This window comes from Butyricimonas synergistica DSM 23225 (assembly GCF_000379665.1).
Taxonomy (GTDB): Bacteria; Bacteroidota; Bacteroidia; order Bacteroidales; family Marinifilaceae; genus Butyricimonas; species Butyricimonas synergistica.
The window spans coordinates 683,440-696,897 of the sequence record NZ_KB903360.1 but is presented as its reverse complement, the minus strand read 5'-3'; the positions used below and the strand labels follow the sequence as shown (position 1 = coordinate 696,897).

The following is a 13,458-nucleotide window of genomic DNA, read 5'->3' as shown; positions in this document are numbered from 1 at the left end:
TTTAAGATCAGAAACTAAAATTCAATCCTACCGAGTAAGTTTTTTGTATCGGGTAATTGAACCCGTTTTCACCCAATTCCACATCCCATACTTTAAAATTAGAAATCAGGAAAGGATTGTTTGCCCGAACGAAAAACTTCACGTTCTTCATTTTCAATTTGTTTTTCAAATTTTCCGGCAGATTGTAAGCCAACTCCAGGGACGTGCAACGCAAGAAACTGCATTCCCGCATGAAATAAGTACTTTTCCGTATATCGCTAACTTCAGCATACCAGTCTTCTTGCGGATTGTGTTTTGTAATATTATATGTTGATAACCGCGGCCAAAAAGGCTTATTACTCATATTCCCTTCCGTCCAATGGTCTTTGTAGATCGCCGTCAACATGGCATTATCCCCGACGAAAGGAGAGATTTTAGCCGGATCCATGAAGAAAGAACGTTTTCCTGACCCCTGGAAGGCAAAAGAGAACTCCCAATTCTTGTAATTCACAATGCCACTAAACCCATAGGTGATACGTGGCGTTTCCGGGAAACCGATATGCACGGCGTCATTAATATCAATTTTTCCATCTCCGTTTATATCCCGATAACGGATATCCCCCGGCTCTAAGTCCCCCCCTTGAGTGGGAGCGTTGTCAATTTCGGCCTGATCACGGAAAAGCCCCTCGGCAATATACCCTACCGCCTGTGAAATCTCGTGTCCCACCTTGCGTTGCCATTCCGGTCTGTCTGCCGCTTCTTCCAACTCCATGTATTTGGCTTTGTTATAAGTAAATGTTCCATTCAAAATCACCCAGAAATCCGGGGTGAAGGCATGCTGAATTTTCCCCGAGAAATCAATACCCCGGGATTTCACCTTTCCGATATTATCCATTTGAAGCGCATCCAATCCCACCGTAGCAGGAATTACCGTTCTGTAAGAAAGAATGTTGTGACGAATTTCCTGGTAAGCATCCAAGGTAAACTCCAGTATGCCGTCAAACCATTTGGTTTCCAAGCCAATATTCATCTGTTCGGCAACCTCCCACTGGATATCCTCATTACCATAATTACTGATAACATACCTTTTGTCTTGTGTCTTTCCCGGCTGCACAGCAATAGCGTTACCTTCCCCGATTTCCTCCACGTAAACGAAACGAGGTTTATTAATAATACCATCATTCCCGACTTTTCCCCAAGAAGCCCTTAATTTCAAGAAAGGGAGCCATTGGGACGCTGATTGCATAAAATTCTCCTTGGACACAACATAAGCGACTCCAAATGCAGGGAAAAAACCCATACGGTGTTTCTTGGCAAAACGCTCGGAACCGTTGTACCCGAAACTAGCCTCGGCAAAATACCTGTCTTTGAAGCCATACGTCCCGCGCATGGAAAATCCCAGGTTCCGGTTTTTCAATCCATCGATCACGCTCTCAACAGGCATTGTCATAGATTCCAGCGCATTAAAAACCCCTGTCAAACTCGTCTGATGATCTCCCCAAGCAGCAGTATGCAAAGCCCGTACTTCATATGTCATCTGTGTTTCTCCTTTTTCATCACTACTATTTAATTGTAATGTCGGATTTGCGCCATCCGCATTTATAGCATTCAAATAGTGTTTCCCGGTTTCCTCATCATAACGATCCAGAGCATACGTATAGGGAGTCGTGGTAAATCTCTTTTCAGAAAGCGAAGCCTTAGTCAAAGAAACTGCCGCCCTCAATTCCAATCCTTTCACCAGGGAAGAAAGGTTATGAATATATTCTACCTTATTGATCGAAGAATAGCGGTAACGATCCTTGTAACCCTGTTGTAATTGCATATAAGGATTTTTCTTTCTGGAAGCCGTTGTCCCAAAACGAATGTGTTCCCAATTATAATTATCATCGGCAGGATACGTCGGCGCAAAATCCACAGGAGAAGCCGTGAAAGCCAGACTATAAGCTCCTTTCGAATCTATCATCGGACCGTGATTATCATCCAACGCCGCATACACGTTCACCAGCAAACGAATACCGGCAGCCAAATCGATATTCAAATTCGCCCGCAACGTGGTTGTGGCATTTTTGATGTTCACGTCAAAATCATTCAATTTATCCGTCTTCATCATACCGTAATCCAAGTTATAATTCACGGAAGCATAGTATTGCATCACCCGAGAACCTCCCCGGATATTCAATCCGAAGTGATGGTTGATGTTGTAATCTTTAAAAAGGATTTTATACCAGTCATTTGCCGGATAAGCATAAGATTGTACATTCTCATGTAAGTTATCGGGTCCACCACGTCTATCGTTTCCGTGGGCATACTGGCAATAGCCTCATAACGCACGGATGCGTACACGCTACCCTCTTCCCCTTTTTTAGTGGTGACCAAGATGACACCGTTTGCCCCGCGGGCTCCGTACATCGCCGTCGCTGAAGCATCTTTCATCACACTGAACGTCTCGATATCCTCCGGGGCTATACGGGACAAATCCACTTTAGATATTTCAACGCCATCCAATAAAATCAGAGGATCTATATTTGCTCCTGTTTGAAAAGAAGTAATACCGCGAATATAAAATTTTGTGTTCATTTCCTCCTCCGTCAAGGCTCCCGGAAGACCTCCTGTCTGCCATCCCACGATACCGGCAACTTTCCCGGCAAAACTGGCAGTCAAGTCACTATTGGAAGTTTTCAAATCCATCGGTCGCACTGTCGTGATTGCCGACACCACACTCTCTTTCTTTTGCTCTCCAAACGCCACAACAGCCACTTCTTCCAAACTCTCCTCCGTGGGTTTCATCCGCACATTGATATTCGTCTTATCCTTCACTAAAACAGATTCATTTTTATAACCGATAAACGAGAACACCAATACGCTATTCGGGCGTAAAGCAAGGGAAAAACGTCCATCTGCATCGGTAGCCATTCCTTGAGTCGTTCCACTTACCATCACCGTAGCTCCCGCAAGCGGATTCCCCTTCTCGTCCACGACCTTACCATTCACGGTAATCATTTCCTTTTTATCCTCTGCCTGTTTTTTCTCTTGTTTCGTCAGGATCAAAATCAAATCCCCCTCGATCTGGTAAGTGTATCGAGAATTCTTTAACAATACCGTCAAAGCGGAATCAACGCTCACGTTATGCACGTTGATAGAGAAACGTTCGTTTTGAACTGCATTCCGGCTATCTTTAAACCCGTACGCAAATCCTGTCTGTTGCTTAATTTCAGACAATATGTAAGTTAAATTCTTGTCTATAATATTTAACGTAACTTTTTTTCCGTCCTTTTGTTGCACGTTCACGCCACTCGACGACACGGCAGCAACTAATCTCGCGGGACCCCATAGTATCGGCATAAATATGATGAACACACCGATAATAACTTTAATCCCCCTAATTTTGTTCATTACTTCTTTTTTTTCCATATATTTGTAAGAATATTAGATGTAAACGTTTTTACTAGCGTTTATTATTTGACACGACCGAAGGTATCTGACCTGCAAAATCGAACCTTCCGGTAATGTTTTAAAAGGGAATCTACTCTAAGCGGATTCTCTTTTTCGTTGAATGAAATTAATTTATATAGTAGGCACCTCCTTCTTGTTTAATGTTCTTATCAATAATCAACCCAAGGGCTTTTATCACCCAATCGATAGTAGAAGATTTATCAAATTCAAGACTAAATGTTTGGCTCTCCAGTTCCGGGGCAAGCTTGATCTCCACCCCGTACCATTGAGATATATCGAAAACAATCTTATCCAACCTCGTTCCATTATATTTAAAACTACTTCCCAACCAAGCGATATAATCCACGGGATCCACCCTCTCCATCCGCACCGTACTATCCTTCATTGTATAATACACTCGCTCATTCGGCTCGATCTTTACTTCTTTGCCTCCCGCCATCATGCCGATACTTCCCTCCACGAGCACAGCTTCAGAAAGTGCAAGTTTCTCGCAATAAAACATATTGAATTGCGTACCATAAACCTTCACTTGTGTCTCCCCGGCTTGCACGATAAAAGGCATATCCGATCTCTTTACATTGAAATAGCCTTCCCCCCTGATTTCCACTTTCCGAACAGAATCCCGAAACTCCTCCGGGAATCTTAATTCACTGCCGGCATTCAGCATAACCGTGGAACCATCCGCCAATTGAACGCTATACGTGAATCCGGCTGGAATCACGATGCGGACATTACGAATCGGCTTCCCCTCCGGCTCATTTTCCTCGACTGTTCTAGTCTGACTCTCTTCTCCCACGACATACACGTCATTTCCTTGCTTCACCTCCAGCGTGTCCAATGCGACAATCGCATCATCCTCTCCGGTCGTGATTAACGTCGGCACTTTTATCTCTGCCACGTTCACGAGCACGGGAGTCTTCTCCATCACCCGCTCTTTTTCAGGCAACATCATCGTCACCATAAAAAACAACACTACCGCTGCCGCCACAGAACTCCCCACATACAGCCAACGACGGAATGCCCGTTTTCTCCGCTCCATCCCCCGTAATCTCGATTGCAATCTAGCCGCTGCTGCCTCCCTGTCCAGCCGTGCCACCCGGTGCACATCCTCTACCATCCGCTCCACGACACCCGTTCCGCTCTGTTCCATCCCCTCTTCCCCGGTAAATTCCCCCCCCCGCAAAAGCATCTCCTTTTTCATCGCCTCCGCCCGCTCCACCGCCTTTTGGGCAATCTCTAAATCTTCTCTCTCCTTATCATTAAATTTCTTCATAATACTCTCGATAAATCCATTTTTAATCGCAGTTTTATTACAAAACAATTTTCCCTCCCCATTTTTACCTGAAGCTTTTAATGTTTAACATGTTTTAGCAATTAAAGCGATAAAACAGTTCAAAATACACATCTTTTCACATCCAAAGAAATTAACCTATTTCAATTTCGAGGGATTTTTTAAAATAACAACCACCCTTATTTTACTTTTAGAGCAAAAACTAAAATAAGAAATTTCCTTATTTTATTTTTAGGACAAAAACTAAAATAAGAAATTCTTTATTCTATATTTGCGTGAAATCCTAAAATAAAATCTAATGAAAAACTTTAAATCGGGTATAAAAATAAACCAAGGTTACTACAAAAGTTTCCAACCGAACTTTATAAATAAAGCTTGGATATTAGATAACATGGAAATTATCACTCTTCTAAGCAAAGCAGATAGGATGCTTGGACGACTAGATATGTATTCGGAACATATCCCCAATATTGATTTATTCATCAGTATGCATGTAATGAAAGAAGCGACACAATCATCTAAAATAGAAGGAACACAAACAAACATGGAAGAAGCTCTTCTTGCGAAAGAAGATGTCCCTTTAGACAAAAGAAATGATTGGATGGAAGTCCATAATTACATCAATGCGATGAATGAGGCGATTAAAATGCTGGAAGAACTTCCTTTTTCTTCCAGATTGATACGGAATGTTCATAAAGTATTACTTAGTGGAGTGCGAGGAGAACATAAACAACCCGGAGAATTTAGAAAAAGTCAGAATTGGATCGGTGGCGCATCAATCAATGATGCGATATTCGTTCCACCCGTGCATACGTCCATTCCAGATCTAATGAATGATATTGATGAGTTTGTACACAACGACAAATTATTGATTCCTGAATTATTGAAAATTGCTTTAATCCATTACCAATTTGAAACTATTCACCCTTTTTTAGACGGGAACGGAAGAACTGGACGATTAATGATAACCCTCTATTTAGTAAGTAAAGGTATTCTAAAACGCCCAATCCTATACCTATCTGATTACCTGGAAAAGCATCGGAATTCCTATTACACAAATTTAATGCGGGCACGTACAGAAAATGACATTACTAGTTGGTTTCGATTCTTTTTGACCGGAGTAATTGAAACAGCAGATAACGGAGTCAAAACTTTTGAAAATATTTTATGCCTGCAAAAGGAATACGAAGAAAAAATCAAATCCTTGGGAAGCCGATCTGCAAACGCATTAAAAGTCGTAACCGAATTGTACAAACGACCTATTGCAAGTGCCAATTGGATTGCAGAAATTGCAGACATCAGTACCGCATCCGCTTACAAACTAATTAGAAACCTGGAAGAAGTCGGTATTCTATCTGAAGTGACAGGAAGCAAAAGAGGACGGATTTATATATTAAAAAAATATGTTGACATATTCAACTCATAAACAGCGCAGCATGAATCCCTGTATATAACCACTTATCATCCATTCCCGCAAATCACTCACAAATTGAACAAAAAATTGATAATCAATACAAACGCCATGTCAAACACCATCATATTCAACGCCCGAATCCTCACCATGAACGAGGAGATGGAGATAATTAAAAACGGTTCTATCCTAATAGAAAAAAATTGCATCAAAGAGATTCGCCCCGGTAAAATCGAGATGCCTGATGCCGAGAACTTCGACGCAGAAGGCATGATCGTGATGCCCGGGTTCGTGAACACGCACACGCACGTCCCCATGACCATGCTGCGCGGGTACGCCGACGACCTACCCCTCCACACGTGGCTGAACGACCACATCTTCCCGGCAGAAGCCCGCATGGTGACGCCGGAGAATGTCGTCATGGCCACCCGGCTGGCATTCATCGAGATGATCAAATCGGGCACCACCTGTTTCAACGACATGTACTTCTTCGAGGACATCATCGCCGCAGAAGCCCGGAAAGCCGGGATACGTGCCGTTATCGGCGAATCGCTCATCGACTTTCCCACGCCCAGCTTCCGCACGCTTGACGAGGGGATCGCCCGTTGCGAATCCCTCGTGCAACAATGGTACGGGCACGAGCTGATACACCCGACCGTCTGTGCCCATTCACCGTACACCTGCTCGAAACAAACCCTGAGAAAAGCAAAAGACATCACGGAAAAATACAACATACCTCTTCACATCCACGTGGCGGAAACCCGCCAAGAAGTGGAGGACATCACCACGCGGACAGGCTTATCCCCGGCAGCATACCTCTACTCGATCGGTCTGCTCGACCGGAACGTAATTGCCGCCCATTCCGTCTGGCTCAACCCGAATGACATCGAATTATACGCCCGCACGGGAACGTCCATCGCACATTGCCCAAAAAGCAACCTAAAACTTGCCAGCGGGATTGCCGACACGGACGCCTACCTGAAAGCCGGAATAAACGTGGGCATCGGGACGGACGGCACGGCAAGCAACAACACGCTGGACATGGTGGAAGAAACGCGTTTCGCCGCCCTACTCCCCAAAGGAGTACATTACAACCCGGAGGCAGTCTCCGCGAAAACCGCCTTGCGGATGAGCACCATCAACGGGGCAAAAGCTCTAGGGTTAAACCACCTGACCGGCTCCCTCGAACCGGGCAAACGGGCGGACCTGATCGTGGTTCATGCCGACGCCAGCAACATGATTCCGATGTACAACGAATACTCCGCCATCGTGTACGCAGCAAACAGCAAGAACATCCGCTCCTCGATGGTCAACGGGAAATGGATCATGCTCAACCGGGAAGTTATGAACATCGACAAAGAAGAAACCATGAATGCCATGCGACGCATCTCCGAAACCACTGTTTGACAGCCACAAATCGAAATAACAGATTAATTTTTCATTTTCAATTTTCAATTTTCAATTCTCAATTATATTCGTTAGTTTTGCAGACCTTTTTATAAAGAAAGGAGTTTATAAACACTATAAACCCAATTAGATATGGAAAAGAAAAATTATGGAGGACTCGAGGATGAGTTTACGGCATACGAAAGTGCCGAGATTGTAGTATTGCCTGTACCTTATGACGGAACAAGCACGTGGTTGAAGGGAGCGGACAAAGGTCCCGATGCGATCCTTGAAGCATCGGCTAACATGGAACTCTACGATATCGAAACGGATTCCGAAGTTTACACCCGCGGCATAGCGACACTAGACCCGGTGACGGAAGCCTCCTCCCCGGAAGCCATGTCCCAAGAAGTTGAAAAACAGGTTGATAAAATCTTGACAGATAAAAAATTCCCCGTGATACTGGGCGGAGAGCATTCAGTCAGCATCGGGGTATTCCGGGCTTTCGCCAAACACTATGACAAATTTTCTGTCCTGCAACTGGACGCTCACTCCGATATGCGTAGCGAGTACGAGGGTTCTACCCACAATCACGCTTGCGTGATGGCTCGTGCCAAAGAAGTAGCGACTGTCGCACAGGTGGGTATCAGAAGTTCAGCCATCGAGGAAAAAGAAAATATCATGCCCGACCGTATCTTTTACGCTCACGACTTGCATGACGCCAAGGAGGGGAACAACTGGATGTACATGGTATCCCAGAAATTACACGACAACGTGTATATTACCATCGATCTGGACGTTTTCGACCCGGCTATCGTGCCCGCAACCGGAACCCCGGAACCGGACGGATTGTATTACAGAGAGGTACTGAACTTCCTCAAACTGATTAACGAACGTCATAACATCATCGGTCTGGATGTGGTAGAACTTTGCCCCAACGACGTCAACAAGTCATCCGACTTCCTGGCAAGCAAACTGATCTACCAGATATTGAGCATGAAATATCAAAACCAATGATCAGAAATCACATAATCAAGAAATTGAGTCAATAAGGTCCTCATAATTGTACCTTATATTTTTAAATAAATAAAATGGAAAAGAAAGATTTATTAAAAGACACTATCAAACACATCGACATCAAGTCGTATGACTCAACCCAATTGATCGACGCGATGCGCGATATGTCCTTCACCTCTCGCGATACAGCCAGAGCAACTGATATTCTGATGAAAATGGTTGGCGAGAAAGAGTGTACGAATATTCTTACCATTGCCGGGAGTACCAGTGCTGCCGGATGTATGCAGGTTTACGTGGATATGGTTCGTAACAAGATGATCGACGTGGTAGTATCCACGGGTGCTTCTATCATTGACATGGACCTGTTCGAGGCTCTTGGCTTCAAACACTACAAAGGACACCAAGACGTGCCTGACATGCAATTGAGAGAACTTTACATTGACCGTATTTACGATACGTTCATCGACGAGGAGGAATTGCAAGCTTGCGACCACACTACTTACGAGATCGCCAACAACTTGGAACCCCGTCCTTATTCATCACGTGAATTTATATGGGAGATCGGGAAATGGCTACACGAGGGACACGCCGTGAAAAAAGACAGCTTAATCCAAACTTGCTATGAATGCGGGGTACCCATCTTCTGTCCGGCATTCTCTGATTGTAGCGCAGGATTCGGTATCGGTAAACACCAATGGGAACACCCCGACAAACACGTGTCTATCGACTCCGTGAAAGACTTCGTCGAATTGACCCAAATCAAAATCAAGGCAGGAACCACCGGATTATTCATGGTCGGTGGCGGAACCCCGAAAAACTTCGCTCAAGACACCGTAGTCTGTGCCGAAATCTTAGGTTTTGACGTGCCCATGCACAAATACGCCATCCAAATCACCGTGGCTGACGTTCGCGACGGTGCATGCTCCTCTTCAACTTTGAAAGAAGCTTGTTCATGGGGTAAAGTAGACGTTACCTACGAACAAATGGTTTACGCCGAAGGAACGACCGTTATTCCCGCTATCGCCAGCTACGTTTACCACAACGGACCTTGGAAAGAGAGAGAATACAAGAACTGGAACAAATTATTCCAAAAATAAGAGAACGAAAGGGACTTTGCTGTCCCTTTCTTCATTTTATAAACTCCCGCTTGCGGAAAACTTCTACACTTCCGCGGGGATAAATTCCTCATCATCCTTCCCCGCTTCCTTTCTATTCTCCCGGAAAATTTCTATATTTACTTCTTGAAAAAGGGAGATGGAAAACAGGAAAATCATTCACATTGACATGGACGCCTTTTACGCTTCCATCGAGCAACGAGATCATCCGGAATACCGGGGAAAGCCCCTTGCCGTGGGAAGAGCGGAGAAGAGAGGGGTTGTAGCGGCTGCAAGTTACGAGGCTCGCCGTTATGGCGTACGCTCTGCCATGTCGTCCATGAAAGCCAAGCAATTGTGCCCGGACTTGATATTCGCCTCTTCCCACATGGAGCATTATAAAACGGTTTCCGAGCAAATACACGAGATTTTCCGGGAATACACGGATGTCATAGAACCTCTTGCCTTGGACGAGGCATTTCTGGACGTCACGGAGAACAAAAAAGGGATTTCACTCGCCGTGGATATCGCCCGCGCAATAAAAAAAGAGATAAAGGAGAAACTGGGGCTTATTGCCTCCGCCGGGGTGTCTTACAATAAATTCCTGGCGAAAATAGCTTCCGATTACAAGAAACCGGACGGACTTTACACGATACATCCCGACCGGGCGCCCGCCTTTATCGCCAAACTACCGATCGAGGCATTCTGGGGAATCGGCAAGGTAACCGCCCGCAAGATGCATTCTCTCGGGATACACACGGGTGCCGACTTGAAGAAATGCACGTTGACTTTTCTTACCCGCAATTTCGGGAAAGCCGGAAGCCTGTACCACGATTTCGCCAACGGCATAGACCCAAGAATCGTCTGCCCCGAGAGAATCCGCAAGTCCGTGGGTTGTGAAAGTACTTTCGAGAACGACCTGACGAATTATATCGCCGTCATTATCGAGCTGTATCACGTGGCAACGGAACTCATCCATCGGCTGGAAAAGTCTAATTTCAAGGGACATACTCTCACGCTAAAAATCAAATTCCATGATTTTACTCAAAAAACACGCAGTGCCAGTGTGGCACACGAACTGTTTACATTAAAAGAAATACTCCCCCTGGCAAAAAAACTTTTGAAAGACTTAGAATTAACACAGTTTAGGATTCGCCTCATAGGTCTTTCAGTTTCAAATCCTTATGAAGAGATCGCAGACACTTCTCCTTTACAATTAAAGTTTGATTTTGATTAATTAGGAAACCTTTACGTTATATTGACGTATATAGGCATACAATTTGAATTAAAACATAGTGTAACCGGAACTTAATAGAAAAGTAACTTGGTTACGATGTAAAACCGATACATTTGTATCGGAATTCAAAAAGAGAGACTTCGATTTTTTTTCATAAATTTGTTATTGGTATTTTGGGTCCCCGCTGAGACAGCGCGGACCATTTTTATTTTCAGAGTTCATTAAAATTTTGCAGACAATCTTGAAACCTTTACATCGATAATACGTTTACATGTGTAGATTTCAATGATTAATCTATATAATGGAAATTTAACGGAAAGAATTTTCATATATAAAGAAAATCCGATACCTTTGTATCGGATTTCAAAAGAGACTTCGATTTTTTTTCATAAATTTGTTATTGGTTGCCTCCTGCTGTGACAGCACGAGGCTTTTTTCTTTCACCGTTGCTAAGCTATAAAATCTTTCTTTACCTACAAACGTTTGCGGGACTTTTAATAGTGTTAAATTCACGTCGCCATATAACACATTGATTTTCTGTGTGAAAATATTTACATTAACATTTAATCGTGAGGATTTTTACAAAAAAAGAGACGTGTCAAAACTCCATTGAAGTCATTGACACGCCCTTTCAATATCTAGTAGATTTTATTCTGCTTATTCCAAATAGGTATATCCATACAGTCCAGAACGGTAATTTGACAAAAACTCGCGACCTTCTTCCGCAGAAATAATTCCTTTCTTCACGGAACTGGTCACCCATACCTCAACGGTACGTGCCATTTTCTTCGGCATAAACTGCACGTATTCCAACACGTCTGCCACGGTTTCACCCTCTATCACCTTGTCTATCACGTACTCGTCGCCTTTCACTTTGATATGAACGGCATTCGTGTCGCCAAACAGATTGTGCAAATCTCCTAGAATCTCCTGATAAGCCCCCACGAGGAATACCCCGAAATAATAAGGTTCTTTCCCGTTCAGCTCGTGTACCGGAAGGTGGTAGGAGAAGTTACGCGTAGAGATAAAATTATCAATCTTCCCGTCGGAATCACAGGTAATATCCTGCAAAGTTGCCGATTTGGTCGGTTGTTCGTTCAAGCGGGAAACCGGGATAATCGGGAATATCTGGTCAATCGCCCAAGAATCGGGCAACGACTGGAATAACGAGAAATTACAGAAATATTTATCGGGTAATAACTTGGAAATCTTTCTTAACTCATCCGGCGAGTGCTTCGTGTTCACCGCCATGTCGTACACGTCACGTGCTACCGACCAGAACAAGCGCTCAACCTGTGCTCGGGTATACAAATCGATCAACCCGAGATTGAACAACCCCAGTGCATCCTCGCGGATCTGCATGGCATCATGCCACGTTTCGATCAAACGGGGCTGATTGAGGTTTTCCCAAAGGTCGTACAACTCTTTCACCAACTCGTGGGCATCTTCCGCGATTTCCTCGTTCTCGTCGAAAGCCGGCAAACTGGTACTTGCCAATGCCTCGAAAATCAACACGGAATGGTGTGCCGTCAAGGAACGCCCCGATTCGGTGATGATATTCGGTTGTTCTAGCTCGTTTTTCTCGCAGGCATCCACTAATGCGGAAACTGCATCATTCACGTACTCCTGAATCGAGTAGTTCATGCTGTTACCACTCGTGGCGGAACGGGTACCGTCGTAATCGACCCCCAGTCCTCCGCCGATGTCGACGAAGTGTACATTATAGCCCATCCCTTTCAATTGCACGTAGAACTGGGAGGCTTCTTTCAATGCCGTTTTGATACGGCGGATATTTGTTACCTGGCTGCCGATATGGAAATGTATCAATTGCAGGCAATCAGTCATCTTATTTTTCTCGAGCACCTCGAGTGCTTCCAGCAATTCGCTCGAGTTCAAGCCGAACTTGCTCACGTCGCCTCCCGATTCTTCCCATTTGCCACTGCCGGAACTTGCCAGCTTGATCCGGATACCGATATTCGGGCGAATTTTCAAACGCTTGGATATAGTCGCTATATTCCTCAACTCGTTCAACTTCTCTACCACGAGGTAAATGTTCCTTCCCATCTTCTGTGCCAGCAATGCCAACTCGATATAGTTCTCGTCCTTGTATCCGTTACAGATAATCATGGCATCGTCGTCAATGTCGATGGACAGGACAGCGTGCAATTCCGGCTTGGAGCCTGCCTCCAACCCGATATTATACTTTGTACCATGACTTACAATCTCCTCCACGACCGGACGCATCTGGTTCACCTTGATCGGGTAGATAATAAAGTTCTTCCCCGTATAACCATATTCCGTGGCAGCTGCCTGGAAACAACTTGAGATTTTCTCGATCCGGTTATCCAGAATATCCGGAAACCGCAACAACACGGGAGCGGACACATCCCTCACCTGAAGCTCTTCCATCAATTCTTTGATGTCTATCCTGGGTCCTCCCACCTTCGGCGTTACCGTCACGTGTCCTTTCTCGTTAATCGAAAAATAGTTCAGCCCCCAACCGTTAATGTTGTACAGTTCTGCTGAATCGTCAATGCTCCATTTTCTCATTTCTGTTCTATAAGATCTTTAAGATTGATTGTCCCGCAAA

At 44.5% G+C, this 13,458-nt stretch carries 9 protein-coding genes; 5 read left to right on the top strand and 4 right to left on the bottom strand.

Annotated elements, in window-relative coordinates:
* Nucleotides 1-7 precede the first annotated feature (7 nt).
* The 3 genes from A3CY_RS20890 to A3CY_RS0111255 form a co-directional block, all read right to left on the bottom strand.
* Nucleotides 8-2,197 (bottom strand): SusC/RagA family TonB-linked outer membrane protein, encoded by a 2,190-nt coding sequence (locus A3CY_RS20890; protein ID WP_316928932.1) that lies wholly within the window; start codon nt 2,195-2,197, stop codon nt 8-10.
* Nucleotides 2,155-3,372, bottom strand: a complete 1,218-nt coding sequence (locus A3CY_RS23450; protein WP_316928929.1) for a SusC/RagA family TonB-linked outer membrane protein — start codon at nt 3,370-3,372, stop codon at nt 2,155-2,157. Before A3CY_RS23450 ends, A3CY_RS20890 begins: the two co-directional genes overlap by 43 nt.
* Nucleotides 3,373-3,538: 166 nt before the next feature.
* Nucleotides 3,539-4,705, bottom strand: coding sequence for a FecR domain-containing protein (locus A3CY_RS0111255; RefSeq protein WP_018338028.1), 1,167 nt, complete (start codon nt 4,703-4,705; stop codon nt 3,539-3,541).
* Nucleotides 4,706-5,021: 316 nt separating this feature from the next.
* Between A3CY_RS0111255 and A3CY_RS0111250 the strand changes: the two genes are divergently transcribed.
* The 5 genes from A3CY_RS0111250 (at nt 5,022) to dinB (ending at nt 10,868) form a co-directional block, all read left to right on the top strand.
* Nucleotides 5,022-6,149, top strand: a complete 1,128-nt coding sequence (locus tag A3CY_RS0111250) for a Fic family protein (protein ID WP_018338027.1) — start codon at nt 5,022-5,024, stop codon at nt 6,147-6,149.
* A 96-nt stretch (nt 6,150-6,245) separates the two neighbouring features.
* Entirely contained in the window at nt 6,246-7,541 is a 1,296-nt protein-coding gene (locus A3CY_RS0111245; protein WP_040371679.1) for an amidohydrolase family protein, read from the top strand.
* Between the two features lie 132 nt (nt 7,542-7,673).
* Nucleotides 7,674-8,537, top strand: a complete 864-nt coding sequence (gene speB, locus A3CY_RS0111240) for an agmatinase (RefSeq protein WP_018338025.1) — start codon at nt 7,674-7,676, stop codon at nt 8,535-8,537.
* 74 nt (nt 8,538-8,611) lie between these two features.
* Nucleotides 8,612-9,634: a 1,9-bis(guanidino)-5-aza-nonane synthase gene (locus A3CY_RS0111235; protein WP_018338024.1), complete on the top strand. Its 1,023-nt coding sequence runs from the start codon at nt 8,612-8,614 to the stop codon at nt 9,632-9,634.
* 157 nt (nt 9,635-9,791) lie between these two features.
* Nucleotides 9,792-10,868 carry a DNA polymerase IV gene (gene dinB / locus A3CY_RS0111230; RefSeq protein WP_026207571.1) on the top strand — a complete coding sequence of 359 codons (1,077 nt, stop codon included), beginning with the start codon at nt 9,792-9,794 and terminating at the stop codon, nt 10,866-10,868.
* A 657-nt stretch (nt 10,869-11,525) separates the two neighbouring features.
* On the opposite strand, the gene speA is transcribed toward dinB, so the two are convergent.
* Nucleotides 11,526-13,418, bottom strand: a complete 1,893-nt coding sequence (speA, locus tag A3CY_RS0111225; RefSeq protein WP_018338021.1) for a biosynthetic arginine decarboxylase — start codon at nt 13,416-13,418, stop codon at nt 11,526-11,528.
* Between the last annotated feature and the right edge of the window lie 40 nt (nt 13,419-13,458).